The sequence below is a fragment of the Magnetococcales bacterium genome (genome assembly GCA_015228935.1).
Classification (GTDB): Bacteria; Pseudomonadota; Magnetococcia; order Magnetococcales; family DC0425bin3; genus HA3dbin3.
In genome coordinates, this window is sequence record JADGCO010000089.1 from 1 (window position 1) to 16,530 (window position 16,530).

The 16,530-nt window shown below is 51.8% G+C and carries 13 protein-coding genes; 7 read left to right on the forward strand and 6 right to left on the reverse strand.

Going from position 1 to position 16,530, the window contains the following annotated elements:
* Nucleotides 1-297 precede the first annotated feature (297 nt).
* The gene (locus HQL65_16475; GenBank protein MBF0137827.1) at nt 298-1,065 is read right to left on the reverse strand and encodes a hypothetical protein; all 768 of its coding nucleotides are present in this window, start codon (nt 1,063-1,065) and stop codon (nt 298-300) included.
* A gap of 345 nt (nt 1,066-1,410) precedes the next feature.
* Complete coding sequence (locus HQL65_16480; protein MBF0137828.1) at nt 1,411-2,319, reverse strand: acyltransferase; 909 nt, start codon at nt 2,317-2,319, stop codon at nt 1,411-1,413.
* Nucleotides 2,320-2,761: 442 nt separating this feature from the next.
* Between HQL65_16480 and HQL65_16485 the strand changes: the two genes are divergently transcribed.
* Nucleotides 2,762-4,048, forward strand: coding sequence for a glycosyltransferase family 4 protein (locus HQL65_16485; protein MBF0137829.1), 1,287 nt, complete (start codon nt 2,762-2,764; stop codon nt 4,046-4,048).
* Nucleotides 4,049-4,111: 63 nt separating this feature from the next.
* A complete protein-coding gene (locus tag HQL65_16490) occupies nt 4,112-5,320 on the forward strand; it encodes a glycosyltransferase (GenBank protein ID MBF0137830.1) in 1,209 nt (402 codons plus the stop codon).
* Nucleotides 5,321-5,421: 101 nt separating this feature from the next.
* Here HQL65_16490 and HQL65_16495 read toward each other — a convergent pair whose 3' ends face one another.
* Nucleotides 5,422-7,806, reverse strand: coding sequence for a protein kinase (locus HQL65_16495; protein ID MBF0137831.1), 2,385 nt, complete (start codon nt 7,804-7,806; stop codon nt 5,422-5,424).
* 187 nt (nt 7,807-7,993) lie between these two features.
* Nucleotides 7,994-8,275, reverse strand: coding sequence for a hypothetical protein (locus HQL65_16500; protein ID MBF0137832.1), 282 nt, complete (start codon nt 8,273-8,275; stop codon nt 7,994-7,996).
* A gap of 218 nt (nt 8,276-8,493) precedes the next feature.
* Here HQL65_16500 and HQL65_16505 point away from each other — a divergent pair, with 218 nt between their 5' ends.
* From HQL65_16505 to HQL65_16525, 5 genes are all read left to right on the forward strand, one after another.
* Nucleotides 8,494-9,672: an acetylornithine transaminase gene (locus HQL65_16505; protein ID MBF0137833.1), complete on the forward strand. Its 1,179-nt coding sequence runs from the start codon at nt 8,494-8,496 to the stop codon at nt 9,670-9,672.
* A 32-nt stretch (nt 9,673-9,704) separates the two neighbouring features.
* On the forward strand, nt 9,705-10,103 hold the full coding sequence (locus tag HQL65_16510) for a hypothetical protein (protein MBF0137834.1): 399 nt from the start codon (nt 9,705-9,707) through the stop codon (nt 10,101-10,103).
* Between the two features lie 48 nt (nt 10,104-10,151).
* Nucleotides 10,152-10,301: a hypothetical protein gene (locus HQL65_16515; protein ID MBF0137835.1), complete on the forward strand. Its 150-nt coding sequence runs from the start codon at nt 10,152-10,154 to the stop codon at nt 10,299-10,301.
* 236 nt (nt 10,302-10,537) lie between these two features.
* Nucleotides 10,538-12,373: a carbamoyltransferase gene (locus HQL65_16520; GenBank protein ID MBF0137836.1), complete on the forward strand. Its 1,836-nt coding sequence runs from the start codon at nt 10,538-10,540 to the stop codon at nt 12,371-12,373.
* A 78-nt stretch (nt 12,374-12,451) separates the two neighbouring features.
* Entirely contained in the window at nt 12,452-13,528 is a 1,077-nt protein-coding gene (locus HQL65_16525; GenBank protein ID MBF0137837.1) for a methyltransferase domain-containing protein, read from the forward strand.
* 44 nt (nt 13,529-13,572) lie between these two features.
* On the opposite strand, the gene HQL65_16530 is transcribed toward HQL65_16525, so the two are convergent.
* On the reverse strand, nt 13,573-14,043 hold the full coding sequence (locus HQL65_16530; protein ID MBF0137838.1) for a hemerythrin domain-containing protein: 471 nt from the start codon (nt 14,041-14,043) through the stop codon (nt 13,573-13,575).
* A 198-nt stretch (nt 14,044-14,241) separates the two neighbouring features.
* Nucleotides 14,242-16,350 (reverse strand): tetratricopeptide repeat protein, encoded by a 2,109-nt coding sequence (locus HQL65_16535; protein MBF0137839.1) that lies wholly within the window; start codon nt 16,348-16,350, stop codon nt 14,242-14,244.
* Nucleotides 16,351-16,530 lie beyond the last annotated feature (180 nt).

Consider the following 16,530-nt stretch of genomic DNA (forward strand, 5'->3'; position numbering starts at 1 on the left):
GGGATGGAGGTCCAGGAGGAAGGGCTGTGCCCTTCCTCCTGGCGGGGTTTGGGGCTTAAGCCCCAATATAATCTTTCTTCCCAATTTTTTTATCCGAGGGTTAATGGACAGCCTCTAAGGCCTTAATCATCGTTTTGGCCATGGGCAGGGGCTTGGCGAAAACGGGGTCCAGGGGGCTCTGGCGACCGGACAGGTCCAGGACAGAGTCCTGGTGGGGTTTGGGGCGAGAACCACCCAACCAAAAATTGTTTCCAAAACTGTTTCCAAATGGCCGAAACGATGATCATGGCCGACTCGTTAATATAAATATTTTGCCAATTCATTTGTAACAAGATTGGCACCGTGAATTGTTAAATGTTGTTCGTCAACATAGAATATTAAGTTATTGTCGTGAGTTATGCATCTATCTTTCATAAAGCTATTGCAAAATATTTGTGAGGGATAAATTCTTATTATGTTATTATTATCTATAGGATCAAACAATTTACGAATTGTTGTTGTCCTGTTATTGTAAACATTATAGCTTGTTGTGAGAGGGAGAAGTTTGTCTTGATGATTGTACATAATAATTTTGTAAAGTGTGTGGGCTACATGATACCCAACTTCGGGAATAGGGTAAATTAGAATTATTTTTTTATCTGCATTTAATAGTTTGTTTATAATGTCCAGATATGACTTGCCAACCTGTTTCTTGCGTTCATCTTCAGAAAAATTACCGCTAATAGGTCTAAATTTTACATGCCATTTATTTGTTTCAATACCTCCTTCTTGATTATCAAAAGAGGTTCCTTCAAGATATTGCACGTATCTTGCGGCAAGAATTACCGTTTTTATTGTTTTTGATGCAATTATATTTTCCAATATGATTTTATTAGAGCGGTGGCAGTTGTTTTTAAAATCGTGAATTGCTTTTATGTTGAGTGAAGGAGGGCATCCAGGAAAAGTGTAGAATAATGCAGATTTATTTAAAATAGTCAATGTGTTATCCATGCTTTCCCGAAGCATTCCAGCATGGCTGTCCCCCCATAAAACAATTTCAGGATTCTTTTTTGTATTACCAATCATGCACCCGCCGTCCGGGTTGCATTGATATTTTTTATTGTTATGGTCTTGATAGGAAAAAAGAAAATCGCGGTAAGCAACTGGTATGCGTTCCTTGAATATTTTTATTTCGGAGGAATCGTTTCTGCTATAATAACGAACATAACTGCCGATTGTTATAAATATAAAACTCAATATCAAGCTGTACAATATGATTGATTTTTTGGAAACAATATTTTTATTTCTGAATGGTGTTTCAATATATTTCCATGTCAAATAAGAAATTATAAAATTAATCGTAATTAATATATAATAGATATAATGACTGACTGTGTTTATGATAAACATTCTTGCAAAAGCAAATAAAGGCTAGTGCCACAGATATAACGAGTATGAAATCAATCCGATTTTGACCATAAGTTTATTAGATAATAATTTCCCGATAAAAGTTTCCTGGCTGGAAAATAATATAATCGTGGATGCTCCAAATAATGGCAGTGCTGTTAATGCATTTGGAGAATTATGGGTTGAATCGATCAAGGCTATTGCCGTGATCATTAATATAAATCCGATAAAATCAAATATACTTTTATTTGTATCAGAAATACGGTTTTGCACATTATTTTTAATAATTGCCAGTATTGAACCTGACAATAATTCCCATGATCTTGATGGTAGTAAATAGAAGTTTATCTTTGGATGGGTTCCTGATAAATATTCAGACAGTGTTATTGATATTAATAAAATAAAAAAGATAAATATTGCAATCTTTCTGATATTTTTAGTAAACTTCCATGCTATGATAATAAATGCGGGAAACAGAACATAAAATTGCTCCTCAACCGCCAAACTCCATGTATGAAGTAAAGGGTATTCGTCACCTGGAGGCCAAAAATATCCTCCCGACCTAAAATAAAAAAATATGTTTGACGAAAAAGTGACAACAGAAATCAAACTATCGCTGAATACAAGAAATTGGTCCGGGTGTATCATCCATGATGGAATCATACATGCCAGTAAAACCGTAAACAGTGCCGGGAGAATTCTGCGAGCGCGTCTTTCGTAAAAATTTGCCAGAGAAAAATTTCCGGCTTGTGCTTCATGTATGATCATCGATGTTATAAGATAACCGCTGATCAAAAAAAATATATCAACGCCGATAAAACCACCGCTGGCCCAATTAAATCCAGCATGGAAAAATATGACAGGGAGAATTGAAATGGCACGCAGTCCGTCAATTTCCGGTCTGTACTTTAACGTTTTATTCGAAACTGACAAAGTATCCTCATGGTTTTGAAATTGTTGCCGAGGTAAACTTAGTCATCAGTATGTTCTCAAGAGATCCCATTTACAAGGTTTTTCGTGAACTTTACCGTGACCCCTGCTTGTTGAATCCAGAATTATATTGTTTTTGTGATCAGTTCAGCTCGAACCATCCACCTGATAGGGTTGGTGGTATTTTTTGATGACCTGACCAGCTACTTTACAAAACAGGTTGATTTCCCCGACTGTTTTCCTGCACTGCTTCGTATGTTGATGCCGGATTTTAAAAATTCATTCACATGATTTATGCGGAGAAATAAAAAAATGTTTTATTTCAGCATCTTGTATGATGTAATGGCGAACCTCGTTATCACAACCGTATTGACCAGGTTCGACACATGGGAGTAGAGTACCGCATGATTTTGCCGGTTTTTCTTTTCATCAGAGCAGCGCCGAGTTGACCATGCATCCTGAAGAAAATCGTGCCACTCCATCCCCGGGCAGGGTCGTTCTGTTCTACCATTTTTTTCATCCCGATGACGTGGTCAGTGCCCGGCTGTTCAGCGATCTGGCCAGGGAATTGTCGGCACGGGGTTGGCAGGTTACGGCGCATACGAGCAACCGCCTGTGGCATGATCCAAACCAGCGAATCGAGCCGGCCAGTGAAGTCTGGGAAGGGGTTCACATCATCCGGACTTCCCGGTTTGGGCTTGAACAAGGAGGTTATTTTTTGCGCCTTCTGAACGCCATCTGGATGATGTTCGGCTGGACGTGGCGGGTCCTGCGGACACCCAAACCAGACATTTTTTTGATCGGTACCGATCCACAATTTTCCCAACTGCTCTTTCCACTGCTCAAACTGGTTGCGCCGCGCACCCGGATTGCCTGGTGGTGTTTTGACCTTTATCCGGAGGCCATTGCTGCCGATCAACCGGGCAGTTTGTTGGCTGGCATGGCCATGATGACCCGCCACCTGATTGGACCTCTGTATCGTCTGATCGATCTCGTGGTGGATATCGGTCCCTGCATGCGGCACCGTCTGCATGCCTACACCCAACGCGGCAAACCCATCACCTTGACCCCGTGGGCCTTGGTGGAACCCCTTGAGATGGATCGTCCTGACCCCGCTGTCCGAACCCGATTGTTCGGGGAAAACTGTCGGTTGGGCCTGCTCTATTCCGGCAGTATGGGCCGCGCCCATGATTTTGAGTTGTTCCTCGAACTGATGCGCCGCTTGCGTTACACCCATCCTGAAATTCGTTTGGCCTTTGCCTGCCGGGGCAATCGCCTGGCCGCCCTTCAGGCCGCCGTCACACCCGACGATACCAATATTGCCTTTGCCCCTTTTGCCAGCGAGGCCGAGTTGGCACAACGCCTTGCGGCAGCCGATATCCACCTGTTGAGTCTGCGTCCCGATTGGGATGGGATTGTTGTTCCTTCCAAATTTTTTGGATCCCTGGCAACCGGGCGCCCGCTCCTGTATGCCGGTTCGGAAAAATCCGCCATCGGTCAATGGATCCAGGATTTTGATGTTGGCCTGCGGGTGGATCCTCAACAAATCGACCAGGTTGCCTCCCGCTTACAGGATATGGCCCGCCATCCGGAACTCCTGCACCATTGGCAACGCAATGCCTTTGCCGTCTACCAGCAACATTTCAGTCGCCAGGTGATCCTGAATGGTTGGAACGCAGCCCTGCTCGACCTGCTGGCCAACCCAGCCGCCATGACAGCCCGGACCCGATAAGGAACCAGCATATGCCCGTCCCTGACACATTTGCGGGTGAGATATGAATACCGAGACGTTTTGATGCATGAATTCCGTCGATTGCGCATTTTGCACGTGGTGCCTACCTATGTTCCGGCCTGGCGCTACGGCGGACCGATTCGTTCCATTCATGGCTTGTGTCGGAGTCTCGTGCGATTGGGACATGAGGTCCATGTATTTACCTCCAGTCTGGATGGGCCTGGTGAACTGAACGTACCCTTGTGTCAACCGGTCAATCTGGACGGGGTCATGGTGCGTTATGACCGTCCGGGTTGGCCGCGTCGTCTCTACCGGTATCCAGGATTGCGGGTTGCCTTGCGGGACCATCTATCCGGTTTTGATCTGGTCCATCTGCACGGGGTTTTCCTCTGGTCAACCTGGGTGGGGGCACGTCTGGCCGAACGAAGTGGCAAACCCTACATTGTCTCACCCCGAGGTATGCTGGTTCCGGAGTTGATCCGGCGGCGCAGTCGCTTGGCCAAGACACTCTGGATCCGCATGGTAGAACAACATACCCTGGTCCATGCCGCTGCCCTGCATCTGACCGCCACCCGCGAACAGGAAGACCTGGAACAATTGGGCATCGAGACCGCACCGGTTCATGTCATTCCCAATGGCCTTGATCCACCGGATCTGTCCGGCAAGGCCTTGCCTCTCAACCTGCCTCAGGCCGTGTTGGAAGCAGAACGGGGCTTTATTTTATTTCTGGGCCGGGTCAATTGGAAAAAAGGTCTGGATCGCCTCATCCGGGCCTTGCCTGCTGTTGCCCAGGGGGTTCTGGTGGTGGCCGGCAATGATGAGGATGGCTATCGGCAGCATCTGGAACAATTGATCGCCCAATTGAACCTGACAGATCGGGTCCACTTTATCGGGGCGGTGGATGAACAACAAAAATGGGGCCTTCTGCAACAGGCCAGAGTTCTGGCCTTGACCTCCTATTCGGAAAATTTTGGCAACGTCGTCCTGGAAGCCATGCAAATGGGATGTCCAGTGGTGGTCACTGCCGAGGTGGGACTGGCCCGCACGGTCTCTGAAACGGCGTGTGGGATGGTCAACTCCGGCGACCCCACCACCCTGGCCGAACAACTCCGTTACATGCTGGATCATCCGGAAGCCGGCAAAAATCATGGACGTAACGGCCAACGTGCCGTCCAGGAACGGTTTACATGGGACGCAGTCGGAACAAGCATGACCGCTCTTTATCGGGATATTCTGGCCGGGTTACCCGCCGGACCGTCTGTGCCGATTTGACGTGCCCAAATTCTTGATGTTCCAGGTGTAGCGAAACCGACGTTCCGGGAGTGGCGAAACCGTAAAAAAAGTGAACATGTCAATTCGGATCGGTTGCTCCACTACTCTTTGGTCCACACGCTCCAATGACTCTCCACAAACTCGTTGACTGTGGGCGGTTCATCCTGGCTTCTGTCGATGCGGGCCGTGATTTCGCGCACTTTCCGGGTCAATCCCGACAGGTTTCCCTTGAAAAGCATCAACACCGGACCGAGCTTTTCCAGTTGCGGCTGACCCAACTCGGCATCGCTGGCAAAAACCATGAACGTATCCTTGCCATAAGGAGGCTGTACCCGCATGTTGAACTTGTCCCCTTGGGCCGGGTCGGGAAGGGTGTGGGTCACACCACCCTGGAAACGAACATTGTCCCGGCCACGCAGGGCATTGGGCAGGAGTTGAATGATCTGACCTTCGTTGGTCAAATCCACCACCCTGGCATGAAAATCCCGATTGCCACGGAGATGCACCCGGATCTCTTCACCGCGCCGGTATGCCTTCTGTTCGGTCCAGACCCTGACAGTCAGGGGCAAGGTCGGGTCTGCAAGGATGCGGGGGTTGTCCGGGGCCAGATTGACGGCATACCGGATTTCAGCCCGGATTCGCACCCCCGTTTTATCTGCTTGCGTCCAAGGCTGTTGATCGAGAACAGCCACTTCTTCACCATTGTCCGAAGGCACAATCCGAAAAGAGATGGCCTGACCATCCCGACTGCAACGACTGACGATCTGCTGTCTGGCCAACTCCATGGCCCGTTGTTTGGCACTCTCCAGTGCGGAAAGGTGCGATTTGTCTCCGGCTGACAAGGCATTGCCACTGCCCACCACTTCCACCAGGATTGAATGAATCTCCCGGTCGGCAACAGGAGTTGACAAAGATGCTGTATTGGGTAAAGCCTCTGAGGGTTTTTGAGACGACCCAGGCTTCTCTTCAGTAACCGGCAGTATTTTTTCTGGCGAATTTTGAACAGGTCTGGATTTTTCATCGGCAACCGGAGGCGTTTGATCCTGGACTACCGGACGAGCAACATCGAGCGATTTTTGGATCGCCCCGGATTTTTCATCGGTAACCGGAAGCGTTTGATCCTGGACAACCGGACGAGCAACATCGAGCGATTTTTGGATCGCCCCGGATTTTTCACTGGCAACCGGAAGCGCTTGATCCTGGGCAACCGGACGTGCATTGTCGAGTGATTTTTGGAACGGCCTGGATTTTTCTCCGGTGACAGGATGTGTCTTGTCAGGCGACTTTTGGTGAGACTCGGATTTATCGTCAGCAGTCTGAGAGGCTCTTGCATCTGATTTTTTGGGAGATTCAAATACTTTTTCGGTATCGTAATCCAGAAGTCCAATCTTGTACGAATAGAAACCGCCAACTCCCGCCAGGACCATAAGCAACAATCCAATCAACAACCGAAATCCAAGAGAAGATTTTTTGCCTTGCGTCGGTTTGGAGGTTAAGTCACTTGAAACCTCTTGCCGGGTGGATGAGAAACCTTCTCCGGGAGAACCCTGGGACCTGGAGAGTGGGATCATGGTCGGTGAAGAGAGAATGACCGTTTTGTCCGGATCCGAGAACAAGTTCCGCCACTCGGCAATGGATTGTGGCCGGTCCCGTTCCCGGAGTTGCAACCCCCGATCAATCGCATTCAGGAATGACTCTGAATACTGGCCCCGACCGACTTCGAGCGCTGGTCGCAAGGTATCTTTCTGCTGGTTGACCCAGGATTGCATTCGCTGGGCCGCCCGGGCCGGTTTGCTTTGCGCCACCATCAGGTACAATACACCGGCCAGGGCAAAAATATCGGTCCAGGGACCTTGCTGTCCCTCATGATCGAATTGTTCTGGAGGGGCAAAATCCGGTGTGGCAATGACGGTCAATTGCCGATTGTCCGCCACGTTTCTGGTGGCCCCAAAATCCAATAAAACGGGTGACCCATCCAGACGAATAAAAATATTCGCCGGTTTGATATCCCGATGCACAAATCCTTTGCTGTGCAACAACTGCAAACCATCCAACAACGGATTGAGAAGGTCCATGATCTCCTCTTCCCTGAGCTTTTCCGACCGTTTGCCCAGGAAGGCCAGAAGATCCATGCCTTCCTCGTACTCCATGACAAAACAGGCTGTGTTGTTGGCTTCAAAATAATTATAGACCCGAATGATATTGGGGTGTTTCAACTGGGCCAGGGTACGGGCTTCCTGAAGAAAACGTTGCAGCAAAAGGGCAAAAAGCTCCCGGTTTTCATCGGCATTGGGTTGGACGGTGGCGTCATCCTGACGGGCAGCGATCTGCCCGGGCAAAAACTCCTTGATGGCCACCTGATGGTCCAGGTTGACATCCTGAGCCAGATACGTGATACCAAACCCCCCCTGTCCAAGAACTCCTGTGATCTGATATTGAAGAAGTCTGGTACCAATTGGGAGCGCATTGTTTGTTCTGGGGCTCATGACAAATTCAACTCCCGCTACCGGAATCCGGCACAAAAATCGGCCCTGTCCATCAAGCCGGACACCGGGAACCAAGGAACGGAGATGACCTGCTCAGGCCATCTCCACCAGTCCAAACCCGATCCATCCGGAATCCTCCACCCCGGGATTGTTCGAAAAACCGACCTGTGCGGGTGGAGGAATCTTCCTACATGGGTGGGGGAATTACCGGCTTATTGACTTTAACCCTGACCTTGAGTTTGGCTTTTTTGCCGCTTTTTTTGACTTTTGCGCATTTCTTGGATTTTTTGACGGCGTGTTTTTTCTTTTTTTTCTTCTTTTGAGGACGAGCATCCTGTCGATTGTCGAAGCCCTGCTCATATGTCGGGACAGCGTCTTCCGCCTGAGCAGGAGCGGTCGGCACGCCAAGAAAAGCTGCGGAAACAACAGCAGCGATGATCAGCCGGGATACTGAATGGGACCTGCACATCTTGCCTCCTGACAGATATCGAATTGAACCAAACCATGCGATTGTTGCACTGTGATTGCCCACTTTGCCAACATTTTTTCACATCACCCGGGGTTCAGCCCGCATGTCGTGAAAAAATATTGTCGATACAAACCTGGAAAAAAAGGTGCCTTCCGTTCACAATACACGGAAAAAAGCCTTCCGTGAAGGCTGGTCAAAAACGGTCTGGAGAAAACAGCATGGTGGACACTCAGGACAAATTTCGCGCTCTCATGGAAATCACTCGGCGTCCGGCAATCACGTTTGTCGGAGGAGAGGGGGACTGGCTGTTGGATCAGGATGGCAATCGCTATCTGGATTTCATTCAGGGTTGGGCCGTCAATGCCCTTGGCCACTGTCCACCAACTGTGGTGGCTGCCATCAGCCGCCAGGCTGCCACGCTGATCAATTGCAGTCCGGCCTATTTCAACGAGTCAGCCCTCGCCCTGGCTGACCGTCTGACAAGTCATAGCTGCTTTGATCGGGTATTTTTCTGCAACAGCGGTGCCGAGGCCAACGAAGGGGCCATCAAGCTGGCCCGCAAATGGGGTGGATTGCACCGCGACGGTGCCTTTGAAATCATCACTTTCGACCATGGCTTTCATGGCCGTACCCTGGCCACCATGTCGGCTTCGGGCAAACCGCAATGGCAAAATTTGTTCGAACCCAAGGTTCCCGGTTTTCGCAAGGCCACCTTGAACGACATGGAGAGCGTGCGGCAGGCCTGTACCCCCAAAACCGTCGCCATCATGCTGGAACCCATCCAGGGGGAGGCAGGCGTTCTCCCGGCTGCGGACGATTTTCTGCGCGAACTGCGCGACTTTACCAAAAAAGAAAACCTCCTCCTGATCGTGGACGAGGTCCAGACCGGCATGGGTCGTACCGGAAGCCTGTTTGCCTACGAACATGCCGACATTCAACCCGACATCATGACCCTCGGCAAGGGCATGGGGGGTGGTGTTCCCCTGGCCGCCCTGCTGGCCCGGGAAGAGGTGACCTGTTTCGAACATGGCGACCAGGGTGGCACCTTCAATGGCAACTCCCTCATGACGGCTGCGGGGCTGGCCGTCATGGATGAAATCCGGCAACCCGGCTTTCTGGCCCAGGTCAATGCCCATGGAATGCATTTACGGCAGTGTCTGGAAAAAATTTCTGCAAAACACGGTCTCGGACCCGTGCGTGGCCGGGGGCTGCTTTTGGCCCTGGACCTGAAAAAACCAATCGGCACTCAGGTTTCCGAAAAGGCCCTGGCGCGGCATCTGTTGCTCAATTCGCCCCGTGTGGACTCACTCCGCTTCATGCCGGCCCTGAATGTCGCCCGCGCCTCCATCGACCAGATGATTGACATTCTCACCGTGATTCTGGCAGAAACATACTGATTTCTCTTGTGTGACTTGACAGGGATTCCGCCATGACCCTTTCCAATAAAACCGGCACGGACAGAGCGTTTGGTCTCGTATTTGCTCTCCTGTTCGGTATCCTCGGCCTGTGGCCCATGCAACAGGGTCATGCACCGCGCATGTTTTTCCTGATTGCAGGCGGTTTGTTGCTGGTCATCGCGCTCATCGCCCCGCACTTGCTGCATCCTCTGAATCGCCTCTGGCTGGCATTCGGCGAACTGTTGCACCGCGTCATGAATCCCCTCATCATGGGCATTCTGTTTTTCGTGGTCATCACCCCCATCAGTCTGGCCATGCGCCTGGCCGGCAAGGATGGACTGCGGCTCCGAATCGATAGAAATGTCCCCAGCTACTGGATCGTTCGTACACCTCCGGGTCCGGAACCGGAGAGTTGCAGACATCAATTTTAAACCTGGTCTTCGTGAACAAACAAAATCAGGCTCCCGGGAGAAATCAACATGTCCTTTTTTGCCGAATTCTGGGCTTTCCTGCGGGTACGAAAAAAATTCTGGCTCCTCCCGGTGATCGTTCTGATGGGGCTGTTTGGTGCCCTTCTTGTTTTCAGTCAGGGGTCCGTGTTGGCACCATTCATCTATACGCTCTATTGACAGCCGATGTCCGTGCTTGCCAATGATCCCGGTTGCCGTACTTTCTATTGACATCTGGATTCACTCCTGATCACCGGTTTCCATCTATTGAGATCTGGATTCACTTCTTGATCGCCGGTTTCCATGCCTTCCATTGACAGCCGGATTCGCTCCGTCTGCCAATGACCGCCGGGTTCGCCCTGTCTGCCAATGACAGTCGGATCCGCTCTGTCTTTCGACTATTTGGGGGAGAATTCATGCGGATACTCGGTATCTCCGCCTTCTATCACGACAGTGCCGCTGCCTTGGTCCGAGACGGCAGCATCGTCGCTGCGGCCCAGGAGGAACGTTTTACCCGCAAAAAACATGACCCGGAATTTCCCCGCCACGCCGTCGAGTTCTGCCTGGCCCGGGAAGGGGTGACCCTGAAAGATGTCGATTATGTTGCATTTTATGACAAGCCCTTTCTGAAATTCGAGCGTCTGCTGGAAACCTATCTGACCTTTGCTCCCCGGGGCTTCAAGTCCTTTCTTGCCTCCATGCCCGTCTGGATCAAGGAAAAGCTTTTCCAGAAAAGAGTGCTGACCCATCACCTCACCGAACTGGGTGGTCAACCCTTTCCGGAAGAACGGCTGCTGTTTCTGGAGCATCATCAAAGCCATGCGGCCAGTGCCTTCTATCCGTCCCCTTTTCGATCCGCCCTGGTGTTGACCATGGATGGGGTCGGCGAATGGACCACCACGTCTGCCGCTATCGGCAATGGTAACCGTCTGGAAATATTCAAGGAAATCCATTTCCCCCACTCGCTGGGGCTTCTCTACTCGGCGTTTACCTATTATACCGGCTTTCGCGTCAATTCCGGGGAATACAAGGTCATGGGGCTGGCTCCCTACGGAGAGCCACGCTATGCCGCAAAAATATTCGAGCATCTGCTGGACCTGAAAGCCGACGGCTCCTTTCGCCTGAACATGGATTATTTCGATTATTGCACCGGTTTGACCATGACCAACGCCAAATTTGCCCAACTGTTTGGCGGTCCCCCCCGGGATCCGGATGATCCCCTGGAACAACGCCACATGGATCTGGCCACCTCGGTACAGGTGGTGATCGAAGAGGCCTTGTTGCGTTTGACCCGGGCGTTGGGTCGGGAAACCGGTCAGAAAAATTTGTGCCTGGCAGGTGGTGTGGCCCTCAATTGCGTGGCCAATGGCAAGGTGTTGCAGGATGGACAGTTCGAGGCGATCTGGATCCAGCCGGCATCCGGTGATGCCGGGGGCGCACTGGGTGCTGCCCTGGGGGCCTACTATGGATTCCAGGGTCAAACCCGGCTTGTGCAGGGAGAGACGGATGCCATGCAGGGGAGTTATCTCGGACCGGATTTTTCCCGAAGTGACATCGAGCAACGTCTGACAGCCGAAGGTGCCGTCTTTCACACCCTCTCCGACCCCGACCTCCTGGAGGCGAGTGTCACCGACTTGGCGGCGGGCAAGGCCTTGGGCTGGTTTCAGGGTCGCATGGAGTTTGGTCCGCGTGCCTTGGGCAATCGATCCATTCTGGGCGACCCCCGCTCGCCGTCCATGCAGACCACACTCAACCTCAAGGTCAAGTTTCGCGAATCATTCCGGCCCTTTGCCCCTTCCATCCTGCGGGAGGATGTTGCCGACTGGTTCAATCTGAATGGTGACAGCCCCTACATGCTGCTCGTGGACGAAGTGGCTGCCCACCAGCGCCTTCCCAAAACCGCCGCCGCTGACCAATTGTTCGGCATTGAAAAACTCAAACTGCCTCGTTCCACGATTCCCGCTGTCACCCACGTCGATTATTCAGCCCGCATCCAGACTGTCCACCGGGAGACCAATCCGCGTTATCATGCCCTCTTGTCCCACTTCAAGGCGAGAACCGGTTGCCCGGTCCTGGTCAACACAAGTTTCAATGTGCGCGGTGAACCGATTGTCTGCACACCCGAAGATGCTTTTCAGAGATTCATGCGCACCCATATCGAAACTCTGGTGGTTGGCAATTGTCTATTACGCAAGGAAGACCAGAAACCATCCCAGGCACCGCCGATCCCGGAGTATTTCGCTCCGGATTGACCGCGCAGCGGTGCAGCCGATTCCGGAGTGTTTTATCCTGGATTGACCACAACAATGCAGCCAGAAATCGGAAGTCGCATGGACCCCATTCGTTTCAACAATGCCCAAGAGTGTGCCCACTGGATCTCAACACAACGACACACTTGGCAGGAGCGAGAGCTGGTTTTCGACCCGGCCTGGGTTCCCCATCTGGATCCCATGGACTTGTTGTTTTTGGCTCATTTTCATCATCAGGCCGCCCGGTGCATCGCGCAGTCAGCGCTGACGCCACCCCGGGTACTTGAAATTCTTTCCCGGCATGCCGACCGGACCATCCAGGCCTGTGTCGCCGCCAATCCGGCCACCCCGGTACCCGTTTTGGAAGCCTTTGCCCGTCATTACAGCCGCAACCTGGCCTCCCAGGCGCAACGCAATCCGAGCCTGCCGCATCCACCGGCCCAGGTGCAACGCAATGCCCCGGTTTGCAACACCGACCTGGCCATTCTGAAAAGTCGCCATTCCTGGGAAGAGCCTTACTATCGGTTTACCCGTACCCTGGATATTCTGGCGCAGGTCACCCGGGTCTCAGCCGGACAGACATGGCTCGATGCAGGGTGCAGTTATCTGATGTTCATCTATTTTGTCTTGGAACGCTTTCCCGTCCACATCACCGGCCTTGACGATTGGAATGAGGCTGACAAGGATCTCATGTACCAACCACCGGGAACATGGGAATACCTGCAACGGGATCTTGAATTTGATTTTCATCTGGATCAACGGCAGTTTGACTTTCTCTCCGCCCTGGAAGTCTTGGAACATATTGTGGATACAGACCGGTTTTTGGAGAATTGCCACCGGTACCTGAAACCGGGCGGTTACCTGATTCTCACCACACCCAACATCAACAGTCTGCGCAACCGCATCACAACGCCCCTGGGCATCTACCCCAACGCCCTTGAATATCGTATTGTCAACTATCACGTCCGTCTCTACAACAAGGCCAATCTGATGACCCATCTGACGGAAAAAGGATTCCATATAATCGCCGTGCGTGGAATTTCATTTCTGCCACAGCGACTGTTATTCTCAACGCCTTTGCGAAAAATGTCCGAGTGGCTGGCCGACCGCCTACCCCAGTTTTGCAATAACATCCTGGTCATTGCGCAGAAAAAATGAGCCGGATCGATGCATAAATTTGAATCAATGATGTCATTTTGCGTTCAAAAATAAGGTCCCAGGTGGGGACGTTCCCGATGTCGAAAGAAAGGCACATAGTTGACATCGAGTTGCCGGATATGGTCAAAAAGGGCATTTTTCAGTTCCATGGCCGTATTTTGGCAGTAAACCAGATCCTTGACTGCCACCCGCCGGCGAAACCGGGTCAAATTTGCCGACAGTTTTTGATGGGCCATTTTGTGCTGGCGCAGTTCCGGATAGCGCTCTTCACGCATGGATTCCTCTTCACTGGCAAACAGGCCACACCCATAAATTTCAAGCTGTTTGGCCAGATTCAGCAGGATGAGCCACCCCTCTTCCCCGGCTTCCGGAGCGGACAACCCGGTCAGGGCCCGATTGATCTCAAGGATCAAATCCATCAAATGCTCATGGGCCTGATCAAACCGTTCAATGCCCAGTTTCGTCATTTCCTGGAACCACTCTCTTCTGGTTTCCTCCCAATTGACGCTGTTCATGAACGACATCCTTCCAGGATTTTCATGCATGGCAACCATCTGACAAGGTGTTTCATCGCGTAGGGTCCGTATCTGTTTGACAGTTGAGTCAGTTCATGGTTGACGGTCAAGGTTCGACAGCATGACCAGAGTGGCCATGCTGACACCGATCCTGTTGACCGGCAATGGAGATTTTCATTCATGCTGCATCGTCATGCTTTATGGCAAATTGGCCAGGTCTTCCTGGCAAAGTCGGGTATCTGGATGATCGGGTCCCAGGCCGGCGCGATACGCCTTGACAGCACGCTCAAGTAGATCCCGTGCCTGATCCCATGCCTCCATGCGTCGGTACACCTGTCCAAGATTATGAAAATGGCATGCCAGATCTGGATGATCAGCACCTTGATGCAGGGTATGGATGTGCAGTGCCTGCTTGAAGAGTTCCACGGCACGATCCGTTTCCCCCAGGTTCAGGAGAACTGCGGCCAGATTGCTGGCATTGATCGCGACGTTGGTATGGGTTGCGCCATAAAAAGTTTCATCGATGCGCAGGGCACGTTCCAGGAGAAGTCTGGCTCCGCGCAAATCTCCCATATCCTCCAGAACGGCTCCCAGATTGTTGGCACAGGAGGCGATGGCCGGATGGTCCGGGCCATAGGCTTTTTCCACCAGGGACATGGCATACTGTAATAACTCCATGGCTCGATTGTAATTTTCCCAGCCATGATAAAAAACACCCGCCTGATTGAGAATCTGGGCAATGGTTTCCGCTTCCACCCCCCAGTGACTGGCCCGCAAGGCCGTCACCGCCGCCAGGGGTACCAGATGACCCGGGCGTCGCCACGCTTCACGAGCGGTGCATCGCCAGGCAAAATTCCGGTCGATCAGGTGCAAAGCTGCTGCGGCCCGTGATCGTTGTTGACGTTCGGAAAGTGTCTCCAAAACCAAGGCTCGAATACCGGGGTGTACCTGCAACAAGGCTTCATGGATTTGGACCAGGTCAAGATTGACCAGCACCTGGACAGCATGCTGCCAACTCTCAATTTGCAAAGGCAACTCCTTTGAAACCCCGGGTATCGAGGTCTGCTCGGCGATCAGGACTGACAGGGGAATGTCCGTTTCAAAAAATACCAGTACCTCCAAAAGTTTAGCTGCCAGGGGAGAACTCACTTCCAGCTCTTGCAGAGCAAGCCATCCCAGGCGTTCCAGGGAGGATTTACGGGATTTATGTGGCCGGTGCAACGCGGTCAGCAGGTTGGCACAATCTCTGTTTGTGTTCACCATCCAGGCTGCTGCCAGGGATATTTCCAACGGGTTTCCCTGTAACTCGTTGACCAGATCAGCGCCATCCGGCCCCAGATCCCGGCCCATCTTGCGCGAGAGACAGGTCACCCCTTCTTCGGGCGAGAATGCATGCAAAGGACACAGGACATCCACCATCCCGTGCCAACGCTTCTCCTGGGAGGAAGTCACCAGAATGCGTCCATTTCTGGACTTGGGCAGCAAAGGCCGGACATCCTTGGGTGAAAAGGCCTCATCGACGATCAACAGCCAGTGGGAATTGCGCTGAAAAAACTCCTCCAAACGTGCTTGCTGCTCCTGAATGGAACCCTGCTGCAAATTCAACAAAACGGCCAGGGAGAGCAAATCCTCCTCGATCAATTCGGGGGCATGACCCCGTATCCACCAGACCAGCTTGAAATCATGCATGCAGCGGTGGGCAAACTCCAGGGCCAGGGCGGTTTTGCCGATTCCCTCGGGACCGGTTACGGCCAGGGTGCCGGAGAGAAATTGATTTCTTAACAGTTCCAACTCGTTATGGCGACCGATGAATGTTTGCGCTAACGGAAGGTTGTTCGGGGGCGGCGGGCGAAAGGCAATTTCATCCGTATCCGGTACCATTTCCGCCAGATCCGGGTCTAACCCCGGCACCCGTGATAACAACGGAAAACGGGAAGCAATCCACCGGCGAATTTCTTCTACCCCGGGGGCAATATTGTCCTCCTTGATCTTCAAGGATGATTCAGCAGGACGCTGCCGGCTCGATTGGGCGCTGCATGTTGGAGAGGAAGACCCATTCCGGTCGGGCAGGCGTGCATTTTCTGTCGCATCTGCATCGGCATGCACCAGGTGAATAACCAGATCCGGAGAAAAAGAGAGAGATTTTCGCTCTGCATCCAGTTTGGTTGAAACATCCCATCCACGAATCAACCCCTCCCATCGCATGACCTCCAGGTGGGGTGTCAGCGCATCCAGGAGAGCGGCATCCTGAAACGCCTGCTGAAACAGAACAAACGGTCGGGATGGCGGTGGAGGCATGAGATGCATCGTGTGTTCCTCGAAAAATGAGCGGCTCAATGCAACCATCATGGCACAAGGGATTTTTTCTTTCCAGTATGAAGCAGGGAAAACGGTATCCGGGACGACTGCAAGGGCCGGTCAGAGGCTGTCTAATAACTTGTTAATTTCAAAAAAACGAATGAAAAACTGGGATGGAGGTCCAGGAGG